The 13,717-nt window shown below is 39.4% G+C and carries 14 protein-coding genes; 1 reads left to right on the forward strand and 13 read right to left on the reverse strand.

The annotated features are described in order from the left end of the window. Positions 1–19: 19 nt before the first annotated feature. The gene (locus ACTJKC_RS06405) at positions 20–625 is read left to right on the forward strand and encodes a YdeI/OmpD-associated family protein (RefSeq protein ID WP_440790750.1); all 606 of its coding nucleotides are present in this window, start codon (positions 20–22) and stop codon (positions 623–625) included. Here the strand turns inward: ACTJKC_RS06405 and ACTJKC_RS06410 are convergent, their stop codons facing one another. The 13 genes from ACTJKC_RS06410 to ACTJKC_RS06470 all read right to left on the reverse strand — a co-directional run bounded on the left by ACTJKC_RS06410 (position 626) and on the right by ACTJKC_RS06470 (position 13,711). After that, positions 626–1,171, reverse strand: coding sequence for a C40 family peptidase (locus tag ACTJKC_RS06410; RefSeq protein ID WP_344849380.1), 546 nt, complete (start codon positions 1,169–1,171; stop codon positions 626–628). A 115-nt stretch (positions 1,172–1,286) separates the two neighbouring features. Next, positions 1,287–1,667 carry a DUF4870 domain-containing protein gene (locus ACTJKC_RS06415; RefSeq protein WP_344849382.1) on the reverse strand — a complete coding sequence of 127 codons (381 nt, stop codon included), beginning with the start codon at positions 1,665–1,667 and terminating at the stop codon, positions 1,287–1,289. 53 nt (positions 1,668–1,720) lie between these two features. After that, positions 1,721–2,422, reverse strand: coding sequence for an SDR family oxidoreductase (locus ACTJKC_RS06420; RefSeq protein ID WP_440790751.1), 702 nt, complete (start codon positions 2,420–2,422; stop codon positions 1,721–1,723). A 183-nt stretch (positions 2,423–2,605) separates the two neighbouring features. Next, positions 2,606–4,387 (reverse strand): aromatic amino acid hydroxylase, encoded by a 1,782-nt coding sequence (locus ACTJKC_RS06425; RefSeq protein WP_440790752.1) that lies wholly within the window; start codon positions 4,385–4,387, stop codon positions 2,606–2,608. 1,231 nt (positions 4,388–5,618) lie between these two features. After that, positions 5,619–6,116 carry a GtrA family protein gene (locus tag ACTJKC_RS06430; RefSeq protein ID WP_344849394.1) on the reverse strand — a complete coding sequence of 166 codons (498 nt, stop codon included), beginning with the start codon at positions 6,114–6,116 and terminating at the stop codon, positions 5,619–5,621. 81 nt (positions 6,117–6,197) lie between these two features. Beyond that, positions 6,198–6,887 (reverse strand): CAP domain-containing protein, encoded by a 690-nt coding sequence (locus ACTJKC_RS06435; RefSeq protein WP_440790753.1) that lies wholly within the window; start codon positions 6,885–6,887, stop codon positions 6,198–6,200. A 178-nt stretch (positions 6,888–7,065) separates the two neighbouring features. After that, positions 7,066–7,830 (reverse strand): SDR family NAD(P)-dependent oxidoreductase, encoded by a 765-nt coding sequence (locus tag ACTJKC_RS06440; protein WP_440790754.1) that lies wholly within the window; start codon positions 7,828–7,830, stop codon positions 7,066–7,068. A gap of 86 nt (positions 7,831–7,916) precedes the next feature. Beyond that, on the reverse strand, positions 7,917–8,324 hold the full coding sequence (locus ACTJKC_RS06445) for a helix-turn-helix transcriptional regulator (RefSeq protein ID WP_440790755.1): 408 nt from the start codon (positions 8,322–8,324) through the stop codon (positions 7,917–7,919). Between the two features lie 168 nt (positions 8,325–8,492). Then, positions 8,493–9,368 (reverse strand): DUF6252 family protein, encoded by an 876-nt coding sequence (locus ACTJKC_RS06450; protein ID WP_440790756.1) that lies wholly within the window; start codon positions 9,366–9,368, stop codon positions 8,493–8,495. Positions 9,369–9,415: 47 nt separating this feature from the next. Beyond that, a complete protein-coding gene (locus ACTJKC_RS06455) occupies positions 9,416–10,102 on the reverse strand; it encodes a 2'-5' RNA ligase family protein (protein ID WP_440790757.1) in 687 nt (228 codons plus the stop codon). Then, positions 10,102–10,737: a hypothetical protein gene (locus ACTJKC_RS06460; protein ID WP_440790758.1), complete on the reverse strand. Its 636-nt coding sequence runs from the start codon at positions 10,735–10,737 to the stop codon at positions 10,102–10,104. Before ACTJKC_RS06460 ends, ACTJKC_RS06455 begins: the two co-directional genes overlap by 1 nt. A gap of 185 nt (positions 10,738–10,922) precedes the next feature. Continuing rightward, positions 10,923–12,566 (reverse strand): glycine--tRNA ligase, encoded by a 1,644-nt coding sequence (locus ACTJKC_RS06465; RefSeq protein ID WP_440790759.1) that lies wholly within the window; start codon positions 12,564–12,566, stop codon positions 10,923–10,925. A 413-nt stretch (positions 12,567–12,979) separates the two neighbouring features. Continuing rightward, positions 12,980–13,711, reverse strand: coding sequence for a hypothetical protein (locus tag ACTJKC_RS06470; RefSeq protein ID WP_440790760.1), 732 nt, complete (start codon positions 13,709–13,711; stop codon positions 12,980–12,982). Positions 13,712–13,717 lie beyond the last annotated feature (6 nt).

Consider the following 13,717-nt stretch of genomic DNA (forward strand, 5'->3'; position numbering starts at 1 on the left):
ATCAACCTAAATTCCAGCCATGCATACAATTGTTCAGGTAGACCAGTACATTATTAATTCGGCAGAATTTGCCATTCCGATTTTGGATCATTTAAGAAATCTGGTTCATAAGGCCGATGCGAGGATTGAAGAAAAAATTAAATGGGGAATGCCTTTCTTCGATTATAAAGGCACGGTTTGTCACATGGCCTCTTTTAAAAATCATTGTGCCTTTGGCTTCTGGAAAGGCTCGTTAATGAAGGATGAATATGAGATTTTCAAGGAACGTTCTCAAGCAATGGGCCTGTTGGGCAAAATAACATCTTTTGAAGATTTACCTTCAGACGAAATCCTGATTGCTTACATCCGGCAGGCTATTCAATTAAACGAGGATAATGTAAAACTGCCTCCAAAGCCAAAATCTGCGGGGAAAAAAGAGTTAATCATTCCTGAATATTTTATGGAAGCTTTAAGTGAGGTTCCTGAAGCCCTGGCTGTATTTCAGAATTTTAGTCCGTCCAATAAAAAAGATTACATTTTATGGCTGGAAGAAGCAAAAACCGATGCTACTAGAATAAAAAGATTGGAAACTACTTTAGAATGGCTTGCAGAAGGTAAGACGAGAATGTGGAAATATAAAAAGTAATTAGAGGATACTCACAATTTTCATGAAACGGGCTTTATAATGGCCATCAAGATCGGTAATGGTTACCTGATGTGCTTTACCCGAAGATGCATGGATAAATTTGATTCCGTTTTCATCAATAGAATAAACAATACCGACGTGGCCAATTCTTCTTACTCTCGAATTACTCCCTGTAAAAATTAATACATCACCTACTTTGGCATTTTCCAGGCTGGTTTCTTTACCCGCGTAGCTAAACTCGCGTGAAGAACGCGGAACCTTAAAACCAAAATTACTAAATACGTAGCTTACAAAACCAGAGCAATCGAAACCAACTTTAGGGTTGCTGGTGGCATAACGATAGGGAATACCTAACATGCTTTTGGCAAAATCGATCAGTGAAGTTGAACTTGTTGAGGAGTGGTTTTCGGTAACCGTTACATTTTTCGGAAGATTGGCAACCAATTGTTTTACCAGTTCCTGGTATTGTGCGGGTAGGATGGTTTGGGCTTTTCCTGCGGTAGCAGACAAAATGAAAAACGAAATGACAAATATTATTTTCTTCATATGTTGGAGCCAAAGATATAAAAAATATCTAAAGTGAATTAAAATGTTGAAAATGAGTTAAAACAAAAAAGTCTAAGCTGTTCGCTTAGACTTAGATTAAAATATTTGGCTTCGATTAAATACTTGGAAAAATGGTTTGAGCTTTGTTACCAAGTAATGGCAAGGGCTTTTGTTCACCATTATTTGCACTTACAGCACCTAGAATGATCAAAATGATGTAGGCAATGTAAACTACATAACTTAAATATCCAAATAAGGCAGTTGGCACGATCATAATCAATATGGTTACTGCAATGTTAAGTACAATAATACCCAGATGTAGTAATAATGACTGCCTTAAATGATAACTCGATAACGCTGTTTTATTTTCTTTGTACATCGCAAAGTAAGATATTAACCAACCAATAAGGAAAATGTAACTTACCACGGCAGCGCTTTTTCCACTATCGGGTGCTTTAAAAGATGAATTTGTTTCAAAAGGAGAATTTGTTTCCATAGATTTTTTTTTAGTTTTTCAATTACTGCTGTAAATTACTAAAAATAATCCTATTATGGTGTAGTAACTGCGACAGGCAAAATTTTACCATTGAAAAACTTCTGTCCGGTTTTTGCAAAATCAGCCACATATTTCCCCATTTCGAAAGCCATCACCGGACTTTGGTAACCTGGAAAAGCAGTTTCGAGCATTTCAGTTTGTGCCGATCCTAAGGCCAGGCAATTGATCTTGATCCCGGTTTCCGCCAGTTCGAAGGCCAAACATTCGGTTAAAGTATGTAATGCTGCTTTACTGGCCGAGTAAGCAGAGAGGCCGGGAAATTTAACACTGCCCTGAAAACCGCCCATACTACCGATATTAACAATATGGCTTCCGCTTTGCATTAAAGGTAAAAGGTTTTGGATCATCCTGAAATGAGAGATTACATTGCTCTGCAACATTTCACCCAAATCAACCTCTGTGGTTTCTAAAAAGGGTTTATTAATTAAAGCACCGGAATTATTAATCAGGATATCGATTGTACCCAAGCGTTCTTTTAAAAAAGGAATCAGCGCAGCGTAATCGTCGTTTACGATGTCAAATTCTACCGGTAAAAGTGTACAATCGGGATTAATGCCGCGGGCAATTTCCAGCAGTTTACGCAATTTATCAGCCGAACGGGCAATGGCAACAATCTTGTTCTCTTTCTGTAAGCTAAATTCTAAAGCAGTTTCGAAACCGATTCCGCTACTGGCACCTGTAATTATAATGTTCATTAAAAAATGTTAAAAATTTATGTAAATATAATATAGTCCTCGTTTGTAACGAGGATTACTGAGAACAGCGATTTTATCGCTAACTCACATTCAAGTTTAATTAAAAAATCTTGTTTTTCGAATAAGGTACATCACATTACAAATGTGAATCTCATCCGTCCCCGTTACAAACGAGGACGATAATTAATCTTCTACCAATAGCTGGCTAACCGGGTTTTTAATCACATGCAAGCCGTCATTAATCAATTTCATATGGTCTGATTCTTTGCCGGCCTTAATTTCAAGGTAAACCTGGATCTCCTTTTCCAATTGGTGATAGATTTTTTTATGGAAAATGATTTCGAGGATTTCCAATGCACAAAGCCAGTCCTGACGGTGATCTGTTTTCAGTTCTGTAAAAATTTCGGCAAGTTCTTCAAGGTTTTCGCCGCTTTCCCTAATCTCCCTTACTTTTTTATACAAAGCATGTAATTTCAGGGTTTTATCATCATATATAATTGTATGTGTTTTTTCGCCACTGATCAACGTAATTTCTTCATATGCATCTTTATCTGCAGCGCCATTAAATACCGACACAATTTGTTCGCCAATCGCCATGTCGTAAATGCCCCATTCAGGTTTAAACAGGACGTTTCCATTACTTTCGCTAACCGTACAATCATTAAAGGCAATTAAAATTACTTTATTGTCTCTGATGAGCATATCTTTAACCTTACCAACAACTCTAATTCCGCTTTCAAATGTAAGTTCGGTCTTTTCACCTTTAATGATGTTCAAAGATTCCAATTCTGACGGGCTATAATCTTCCAATGGTTTTTCTGATCCTTTCAAACGACCAACCGGCGACGAAAAGCCGTCAGCATGGTAATCTTTGCCGTGCCCAACCAGTTGTTTATTGTTAAAAGCCAGTGCAGACGGCCCTGTGGTTTTAATAAAGGTTACTTCATCATTGGGGTTGATGCCCATATCCGTAAACACACCACTTACCTGCAAGCCCGAACTGTACACTGCTGTAGCTACGTTTTTGCAGGCAATGGCTTTCATAATACTTTCTGCGCCACCTTTTCTAAAAGCCATGGTATTGGCAAATTCTTCCAGTACATCAATCAGGTTCTGGAAAGTTTCGGTTACAAAAAGTTGCGGCTGTGGTTTGGTAATATCGTAAGCGTAGTTTATCGTATCAATATTGTACCAAAGTTTTATCACGTCGCTTTGCATACAACTTGCACTTTCACCTATAGAAGAAAGCAGGCCGGCACCATAAATCTTTGGGTTTTCCAGCGTTCCGATCAAGCCATATTCAACAGTCCACCAGTGCAGGCGGCCAAGCAGGGCCATTTCGGATGGTTCGCCCATATTTTCGCTAATGTAGCGTAATTCCTTTTCAGCCCTGGCAATCTGAAATTCATCCGCATCTACCGCCTCCTTCAAAATGGAAAGTTTCCTGATGGCTTCGTAAAGTTCAAAATCCTTTGCCGAAAACATGGCTTTTGCTCCTATAGATCCGAAATAACTGAGGTAGTTATTGTAATCGGTATCGGCAATAATTGGTGCATGGCCGGCACTTTCGTGGATAATATCGGGTGCGGGTGTATATTCGATGTGGTTAATCTGGCGGATATCAGCTGCGATAACTAAAACACGGTAAGCCTGGTATTCCATAAAAGCTGCCGGCGGAATAAATCCATCAACAGTTACTGCTCCCCAGCCAATTTTGCCCAGGTTATCGTTCATGGTTTGCAGGTCAGGGATGTATTCTATACTTAAGCCTGCTCTTTGCAAACCTTTTATATAAGGGTAATAAGCAACATTTTTAAGGTAACTATAATTCTGGCGCATCACATAACGCCAAACGGCCTGATCGATCGGTGTATATTTTTCGTAATTCTGGGCAACAATAAATTGCTTTAAATGATTGGGCAATTTGGCTACCTGCGCATTATTAAAATCATTAAAATGGCTCATGGTTATTCTGAAAATAAGTTGGTCGGCAGCTAAGTTAGGGTGTTGTTTCTATCTTAGCAAGAAAGCGGCCGCATAAATTAACAGGATAAGGTAATAAAGGTTTGAGGGGATGAAGAAGATAAAGTTGATCGTTTATTAATGATTAGGAAAGCCAGGCCAGCATTTCATCAGGAGGCTTCGGTCGGGCTGTTCGCTGTATCTCCCGATTTTACATCGGGAGGATGCTGCTTCCATCCCGTTTATTTACAAAAGCTTGTGCTGATGAACCCGGTTTTCTTTGCAATTTGCTATAAAACTGAAAATAGCAGCAATATCTTGCCCACCTAAACCCGACTGTAGCGTAAAGCCCGTAAACCGAGGAACGAGGTGCGGACTTGAAGCAAAGGCGGGGCTGTAAAAACGATTTACAATGTAATTGCTTTCCAAAAAAATGATTTATCAGGCAAATGATTAGGAAAGGGGCTGCTGCATTTCACCGGGAGGCTTCGGTCGGGCTGTTCGCTATATCTCCCGATTTTACATCGGGGGGATGCCGCTTCCATCCCGTTTATTTCCGAAGGCTTGTGCTGATGAACCCGGTTTTCTTTGCAATTTGCTATAAAAACCGAAAATAGCAGCAATATCTTGCCCACCTAAACCCGACTGGCGCGTAAAGCCCGCAGCGAGGCACGAGTGAGGACTTGAAGCGAAGGCGGGGCTGTAAAAACCGATTAGCACTGTAATTGCTTTCCAAAAAAATGATTTGGTATTAGGAGGCTAATGGTTAGGAAATGAAGAGGTCTGTTTACCAGGCTATTAAAATCAAATTTAAAAGATTTCTCCATTACGCTACCGATGAAAAATCGGTAAGCTTCAGTCGAAATGACGGGACTATTTTTTATAAAATAAATTATTCCTCAGTATGACCGCAAAAGTATGCCGCTTCCATCCCGTTTATTTACGAAGGCTAGTGCTGATGAACCTGGTTTTCTTTGCAATTTGCTATAAAAACCCAAATAGTAACACTATTGTGTCCACCTAAACCCGACTGTTGCGTAAAGCCCGTAAACCGAGGAACGAGGTGCGGACTTGAAGCAAAGGCGGGGCTGTAAAAACCAATTAGCACCGTAATTGCTTTCCAAAAAACGATAAATTATATGAAGCAAATGGGTTAGGCATTGTGTGCCACTACTATTCCGTGTTAATCAGTGCATCCCCGCCTGAATTATCGGCCAGGTGTGGCAAAAAGATATTAATCTTTTTTCCCGATTTTCTTCACACTGAAAGTAAAGTAATGTTGATACAGATAACTAAATAAGGCCATTAGAACCGAAACAACAATCCGCGAAAGCATTGATAACGTTGGATAATCGCGTAAAAGTTCCAGTAAAAACTTCAATAACACGTAATTAGCCAAAATATTGATAAACTGAAGGTTTAAAAATCTAAAAAGCTGTACCCTGCCTTTTAATTCGCTGTGCGTAAATATGATATATTTATTAAGCAAAAAACTGGTTGGGATAGCCACAGCATAATCTACCAGCAGCGAAGCTGTTTCCCTTTGCAGCACAATTACACCAAAATTGACTTCTTCTGTTTGAAAAATAAAAAAATAAGCAAAATAGTAGCTTAAAATGCCTAGTAATAAAGTGCCGCCACCGGTTGCCAGATATCTGAAATTATGTAAAGAAATATATTTTTTAAATGGAGGATAAAAAAAATCTATTAAGGCTAAAATGGCGTTACGCATTATTTAAAACTGTTCTGTTATTTTGGGGCGCAATTTACAATTAAATTTTTATTGGCACCCGAATAAGATCATTTAAGCTTTTTAATCATTGTTGGTATAAGCTGCTGGTTGTGCCACAAAATCAATCACTGCGCACCAGCTGTACGATGGATGGGGCTGTATGCTCACACCAACGGTGTTCAGCTTGTATTTCTGATCCAGCAAATTAAACCGGTGACCAAGCGATGGAACACCACAATCTAACAATAAATGACAAACAATATCCAGGCTGTTTGAATAGCCGAAATCAATATTCTCACTCATGGCCTTGTTCGGGAAATATTTAGATAAACGTTTCGAAAATTTATCGCCATTGCTGCTTTCGTGTGTATCGAGATTGTTCCGGTTTAAATCCTGTGCATGACTGCGGCTTAAAGAAGTGAGTTTATCATCAGGATAAAATACCTGCAGATTTTTAATGCCCCGTAAATGTTTTAATAAAGAGGTATAGTAGGGGTTGTTCCGGGTAATGCGCAGTTCGTTATAGTTTCTATATTGCTTTACTTTGGCGTTATAGTTATTGATGTAATCTTCTAAAAACGTATAATAAAACTTTTCGCCATCAATGCGGATCAGGTTCATATACATTACCACATTTTTCTCTTCGTTGGTTAAATAAGAAGCATTTGCAGCGGTATTGGCCCTGCGGAATTCGGCATCTGTCCATTTTTGGGCATTTGCGCTGTTGATAAAAAAGAAAAGTAAAAGGGCAGGTAGAAGTATTTTGCGCATCTGATGGTTTTCATGGATAACGCCAATTGATGCGGTTTATTTTCTGCTTAGAGATTTTGTTCGGCGATGGGCGTTTAGTGGCTGATGCTGAATGCCTAAAAGATAAAAATTAAGCACAAAGACACGAGGCACAAAGAAAAAAGTCTTTGTGCCTTCGTGGTAAAAAAATGCTAAAAGTTTATAAAAACATACCGCCTGAGGCTTCAATGCGCTGTGCGGTAATCCATCTTGCATCTTCGGTACATAAAAATGCTACTATGCCACCAATATCGTCAGGTAAACCCACACGGCCTAGCGCTGTATTGGCAGCTATACCTGCATTAAGCTGGTCGTTATCGCGCACCATTCCACCTCCAAAATCGGTTTCTATAGCGCCCGGTGCAATAATATTCGATCTGATTCCTCTGGCACCCAATTCTTTTGCCTGGTATTTTGTTAGGGTTTCCATGGCACCTTTCATTGAGGCATAAGCCGCATAACCTGGTGTGGCAAAACGCGCCAGTCCGGATGAAACATTAATGATTCCGCTGCCATCATTTAACAAAGGCAAGGCTTTTTGGGTTAAAAAGTAAGCCCCTTTATAATGGATGTTTACCAAAGTATCGAATTGTTCTTCCGTCGTATCAGCAAATGAGGCATGAATACCAATCCCTGCGTTATTGACCAAAAAATCGAATTTCTCTGCATTAAAAACAGATTTAAGCACAGTTTTAACTTCGTTGAAAAAGGCATCAAAAGTTTTAGAATCGCCAACATTTAACTGTAGGGCAGCAGCTGCTACGCCCAATTTTTTAATTTCGTTAACAGTTTCTTCTGCTTCTTCTTTTTTAGATTGATAGGTGATGATTACACCAAGTCCTTTGGCTGCAATTTTTAGCGCAGCGTTTTTTCCTAATCCGCGGCTACCGCCGGTTACCAGGGCAATTTTATTTTGTGTTTCCATTTTCTTTTTATTTGTAAAACAAAATTAGATGGAAATTGGCTGTAAAAATGGTGACAGCTTAAGTAAAAATGGTGACTGTTTAAGTTTTATATGGTGACAATTTCCTTATTCGTAGCTAAAGACGCGAAATAAGCCTCCCGATACTGTTTTGGGGTTTGACCAGCGAAGTGTTTAAAAAACTTGGTAAAGTTAGATGGATCGTAAGTTAATATCCTCGCAATTTCTGCAATGGGCATACTCACATTTTGCAGCATGGCTTTAGAAATTTCCATCAGGCGCTCTTCGAAAAAGAAACATGGCGAATGGCCGGTAGCAGCTTTAATGGTATTACTTAAATGAGTTGGATGTACATGGATTAGATCGGCAAAATCTCTCACCTCAAACATTTCTGTCGCACGGCCAGATACAATGTCATCAAGGTGTTTATCTAATTCTTTTAAATAATCTGCTGCAATTTCATGTCGACGGGCAAAAAACTTCTGTGGGATTTTCATATCAATGATTTTGATCGCTAAACAAATATACCATTCAGGCGATTGATAATGAAATTACATTACCGCATTTGTTCTTTGTGACTGAAGGATTACCCTCAAAACCCGCTGTAAAAACAAAAGCCGCTGATGTTATAGAATCAGCGGCTTTATATTTTATAAATTTAATCCTTATTTTTTGCTGAACGGGAGGTCGAAAGTACCATCAGTTACTGTTACCGATGTATTAATGGTTGCATTTTCATTGGGTGCTTTAAAAGAAAACGTTCCTTTTAATCTCCCTCCGGTTTCGCTGGTAATCACCAAAGTGCCGCTTGTAGCCGAAAATGAGCCTGTAGGTGTTTGATCTTTCATGTAAGTTCCGCTTCCGTCTGTCGAGAAGTCATAGGTGCCAACGCCTTTATAACCAAAAACGCCAAGAGCCATGCGTTTTTCACCATTTAGGGTTACAATACTGAGTAAATTGCCAATAACAGGCATATTGGTTGTTACTGCTTCGCCGGTAAAACCGATTGTGACACCATCAATTTTTGCGCTTAAATTATTGGTGCTGTTATTGGTTTCGGGCAGTTTAACCGGAACCAAACTGATGTTAAATTGCCCTTCGGTGATGGTTTTACTTGTTGAAGTAGATAAATTTTCTCCTTTAAACTCAAATGTACCCTTAATGTATTTATCTGCTAAATAACTTGTTATTTTTATACTTCCGGCAGTACTTCCGATGTAAGTATCCTGAGAAAAGGATGTGCCTGTAAGATAAGAGGCCAGATTGTTGTCGGATAAACTATAGGTGCCAACACCTTTAAAATTGCTGATTATTAAGGTAAATGCGGTGGTACCCTTATAACCCGAAATTTGTGCGCTTATATTTCCACCGACGTTGTAAACCTGGGCATTAGCTATAGTACATTGCACTAAAACGCCATCAACTTTTCCGCTCATAGAGGATGAATCCCACTCGGGATGGTAATCGATTTCTTTTTTGCAGGATGAAGTAATTAAAAGGCATATCAATGCCAGGAAGGATAGTTTAAAAGGTAATTTCACGAGGGTTAATTTGTTATGGTTAATAAATTTATGCGAAGATAAAAAATTTAGTTAAGGTCTAATGAAAAGATATGCAGCTTTTTAACGAATTTCTCCCGCTGATACCAGTCGTTATAAACCAGTTCGACCTGTTTGACTTCAAAAGTTCCAAAATCGAAATCCCTGTATTTTTCTATCAGATCAATCAGTGCAGTTCGATTTTTTAGTTCCGATCTGAAACGAATTACGGTAGAGTGGGCCGTTTGGATGGTGTACCGTTTATCAATGCTTTGCTGCAGATCAGAACTTTTAAAAGATTTACGCAGATCGTTCCTGATTTTGTTTAGCGTATCGGTTAAAAATCCCTGAATTAAAATGCACGATGGTGATGCTGTAAGGCCTTTAAACTGAATCCTGAAACCCTTATGCCTGACCAAGACCTTTTTAATCATATCGATATAATCCTGAACCTCAATATCCTTTAAACTAAAACCGTTATAACAGGAAATGATAGACATTAAAGTGATGTGGATATCTGCATTTTGATAATAATACTGATCAGGGTCAATGGCTTTAGCTTCGCTTAAAAATTGCTGAATGTTATGGTTTGTTGCGGCATCAGGTCTGATTACCAGGGTAATGCCGAAACGATTATCAGTCTTATCGTCAATTAGAGGATCAGTTTCATAATCACCATTGGCTATTTTGGCAATCGATTCTGTGTAAAGTTTGTTATAATGTCCGGCTAAATTCATTACTGGTTTTTGATAGCGTTTTCAAAAGCTTTTATAGTTTTAATAAAAATCGAGGTAGATTTAATTTCAGGAAAAACATTTAAGTAAGTGTCAGGACTTTCGCAACTATATGTAGTTAGTCTGTTTTTTTGTATGATTTCAAAATGGTAAGTAGTTCCATCAACAACTGAGAATCTTCTTATCCGATCGGCAACAACCATTACGGTATCGTTTTTTACAAAATTTTCTGCTGGTATTTTAGGTTTAATTTCTTTAATATTAAGCGAATCGTTTTTAAGTGACCAAAACCCAAATTTAGTTAATTGATTCATTAACAGTTTTGCTTTCTTTTTTTGGAAATTTACCTCCGTTACTTTTACTGTTCCTGAGGGGGTACGTAATGAAGATTTAAGAAAAATTTTCTTCCAGGTCTTATTTTTTAAGGCCAATATCTGGAAAGTAGTGGTGTCATCAGCGCTCCAGCCGCCAGATACATGATATGATAATATAAAATCATATTTATCTTTTAAATTTCTATAAACAACAGAATTTTCCTTTCTATACTCGGAAATATTTGCTGTAGGCAAAAACTGAGCATTAGATCTTATGTGGCTCAGAACAAGAAAAACAAAAATGATTTTGCTGATTTTTATCATGTAAAATAGATGAGCTAAAGTTTGTTATTCCACAAAAAAAATCACAAAAAAGTCGCAGGGGTAAAACCTGCGACTTGATAAAACTGTCGTCATCTCGACCGAAGCACCGCGGAGTGGAGAGATCTATCTCGGGTTACATCTCCCGGCTTCGTTGCTCTCCTTTCGAGATGACGGATCTATATTTTTTATGCCAGCAATGCTTTCCAGCTGGTAGCTTTACCAATAATACCGGCTAAATCGGCAATGGCTACACGTTCCTGCTCCATGCTATCGCGGTGGCGGATGGTAACCGTATTATCTTCTAAACTTTGGTGGTCAACCGTGATACAAAAAGGCGTACCTACGGCGTCCTGACGGCGGTAGCGTTTACCAATCGCATCTTTCTCCTCATAAATACAGCTGAAATCAAATTTCAGTTCATCCATAATTTCACGTGCTTTTTCCGGTAAACCATCTTTTTTGGTCAGTGGGAAAATAGCCACTTTATATGGTGCCAAAGCAGGGTGTAAACGCAATAAAGTACGGCTGTCCTGTTTATCTTCGGTGCTTAAATCCTGCTCTTCAAAAGCATTAATCATGGTTAACAGGAACATGCGGTCTAAACCGATAGAGGTTTCTATTACATATGGAATATAATTGCCATAAGGTTTACCTTCTTCGTTTAAATCGTTATCGAAATACTGCATTTTTTTTCCAGAAAACTTCTCATGCTGCTTTAAATCGAAATCAGTACGACTGTGGATTCCTTCAACCTCTTTAAAGCCGAATGGGAATTCGAATTCGATATCGGTTGCTGCATTGGCATAATGCGCCAGTTTAACGTGATCGTGGTAACGGTATTTTTCAGGATTGGTGCCTAAAGCCTTGTGCCATTTTAAACGTGCTTCTTTCCAGTATTCGAACCACTTTGTGTCTTCACCCGGACGAACGAAAAATTGCATTTCCATTTGCTCAAACTCGCGCATCCGCATAATAAACTGACGGGCAATTACCTCATTTCTGAAAGCCTTACCAATCTGCGCAATACCGAAAGGAATTTTCATCCTTCCTGATTTTTGAACATTTAAAAAGTTAACAAAAATACCCTGAGCCGTTTCCGGGCGAAGATAAACTTCATCGCTGCCCTCGGCCATTGCACCAAACTGTGTGCTAAACATCAGGTTAAACTGGCGTACATCTGTCCAGTTTGAAGTTTTTGAAATCGGGCAGATCACTTTATAATCAACAATTAAATCTTTTAGCTGTGCTAAATTTTCCGATTTAAGTGCCAGGTTCATTTCTATTTTAAGTGCAAGGCCTTTTTTTACAAATCTCCAGCTTGCTTCATCAACAAATGGATATTTTGCATGGTCTAAAATGGTTGCCTCATCTTTAAATCCTGGAATCCAGGCCGCTTGTCCTTCATCACTTAAACCCAGTATTTCCTGTTGAAACTCCTCAAATTTAGCTTTGTTTTCTGCACTGAAATTCGCTAATTCCGAATATAATTCATCAATTTTATTCTCCAGTAACTGATCGGCACGATAACGTTTTTTCGAATCTTTGTTATCAATCATCGGGTCGTTAAAACCATCTACGTGTCCGCTGGCTTTCCAAACCTTAGGGTGCATAAAAATTGCAGAATCAATTCCTACAATGTTTTCGTGCATTTGCACCATGGCTTTCCACCAGTATGTTTTAATGTTGTTTTTCAATTCGGCACCCAATTGGCCATAATCGTAAACAGCACTTAAGCCATCGTATATTTCGCTGCTCTGAAATACAAAACCGTATTCTTTAGCGTGTGATATTACATTTTTAAATTGTTCGTCGTTATTCTTTTGAGCCATAATGCAGCAAAGATAATAAATAAGGTAAAAGGTAAGCGGTAAAAGGTAAAAGGTTTTTGATCAGCTTTAAAGGAACAGTGAAACTATCGTGAAACATAAAACTTTGATGTCCGCCGGGTGACTAAAGATCGTCAGAAAAAACGAAAAGCATCCTCACCAATTAGCTTATATGTTCTTAAATGTCGCAGATGGTTAAAAATATTGAGAAAAGCAATGGTAGTGCCGGTCGGTTGCGTGGTTCCTGCTTTACGCTTTACTTCTCCCGATGAAAAATCGGGATCGTGCCCGCTGCAATCAGGTTTAAGTGGCCAATCCTGTAAAAATATTGATGTTTAACTTTATGGGGTAAAAAAAAATCGGCGCCGCTAAATGCAACACCGATCTTTGACGAGAAACGTTCATTCTGATTAATTTTATGGAGTAGGGGGTGTATCGGTGCCTGTTGTAATAATACTTACAATTCCTTCCGTACCGTTTGAACCAACCCCATTAACTGGAGAAACGCCAACACCTCCTTCTGAACCCCAGCCTGGAACCGGTCCCATGGTTTTGCAATCGCTGCTTTTAGAAAAAGTGCCTGTTGTTTTACCATCATCTCCGGGTTGCCCTGCCAAGCCTTGCGAGCCGCCAACTCCCGGCCGGCCACCTGCGCCTCCATTGGTTTGCATAGGAATCTGAGCGCTTCCGGATTGATTGTGTTTCATCACAATAGAAATATCGCCGCCTCTGCCACCCGGGCCGCCAAAACCGCCATCTCCGCCTTTACCGCCATGTCCTCCATTTCCGCCGTGTCTCCCTAACTCACAGTCATCCCCGTCGCCGCCTTTACCTCCTTTACCACCGGTTCCGCCTTTGCCCCCAGTGCCACCATCTCCTCCTTTACCCCCAACGCTGGAGATGTTAAAACCCCCATAGTATATTTCTACTTCTAACCTGAAATTTCCAGCGGCTCCACCAGGTCCGCCTGTCCCACCATTGCCACCAGGTCCGCCTGGCCCGCCAGGTCCACCTAATTCGGCACAATCATCATCGCAACACCATGGGCAGTTTGCCTTGTTACCATTAATACCTAAACCACCATTTAATCCTTCTGGCCCGGTGAAACCTACAGCTCCATCTGTACCGTTTAAAATAATATTATGCATGTTAAT

Origin of the sequence: Pedobacter sp. 22226, assembly GCF_052045455.1 — a bacterium.
GTDB classification, from domain to species: domain Bacteria; phylum Bacteroidota; class Bacteroidia; order Sphingobacteriales; family Sphingobacteriaceae; genus Pedobacter; species Pedobacter jeongneungensis.

Bases quoted from the DNA above. Each gene is read 5' to 3' on its own strand.
- ACTJKC_RS06405 (WP_440790750.1), top strand. From the start codon at position 20: ATGCATACAATTGTTCAGGTAGACCAGTACATTATTAATTCGGCAGAA.
- ACTJKC_RS06410 (WP_344849380.1), bottom strand. From the start codon at position 1,171: ATGAAGAAAATAATATTTGTCATTTCGTTTTTCATTTTGTCTGCTACC.
- ACTJKC_RS06415 (WP_344849382.1), bottom strand. From the start codon at position 1,667: ATGGAAACAAATTCTCCTTTTGAAACAAATTCATCTTTTAAAGCACCC.
- ACTJKC_RS06420 (WP_440790751.1), bottom strand. From the start codon at position 2,422: ATGAACATTATAATTACAGGTGCCAGTAGCGGAATCGGTTTCGAAACT.
- ACTJKC_RS06425 (WP_440790752.1), bottom strand. From the start codon at position 4,387: ATGAGCCATTTTAATGATTTTAATAATGCGCAGGTAGCCAAATTGCCC.
- ACTJKC_RS06430 (WP_344849394.1), bottom strand. From the start codon at position 6,116: ATGCGTAACGCCATTTTAGCCTTAATAGATTTTTTTTATCCTCCATTT.
- ACTJKC_RS06435 (WP_440790753.1), bottom strand. From the start codon at position 6,887: ATGCGCAAAATACTTCTACCTGCCCTTTTACTTTTCTTTTTTATCAAC.
- ACTJKC_RS06440 (WP_440790754.1), bottom strand. From the start codon at position 7,830: ATGGAAACACAAAATAAAATTGCCCTGGTAACCGGCGGTAGCCGCGGA.
- ACTJKC_RS06445 (WP_440790755.1), bottom strand. From the start codon at position 8,324: ATGAAAATCCCACAGAAGTTTTTTGCCCGTCGACATGAAATTGCAGCA.
- ACTJKC_RS06455 (WP_440790757.1), bottom strand. From the start codon at position 10,102: ATGAATTTAGCCGGACATTATAACAAACTTTACACAGAATCGATTGCC.
- ACTJKC_RS06460 (WP_440790758.1), bottom strand. From the start codon at position 10,737: ATGATAAAAATCAGCAAAATCATTTTTGTTTTTCTTGTTCTGAGCCAC.
- ACTJKC_RS06465 (WP_440790759.1), bottom strand. From the start codon at position 12,566: ATGGCTCAAAAGAATAACGACGAACAATTTAAAAATGTAATATCACAC.
- ACTJKC_RS06470 (WP_440790760.1), bottom strand. From the start codon at position 13,711: ATGCATAATATTATTTTAAACGGTACAGATGGAGCTGTAGGTTTCACC.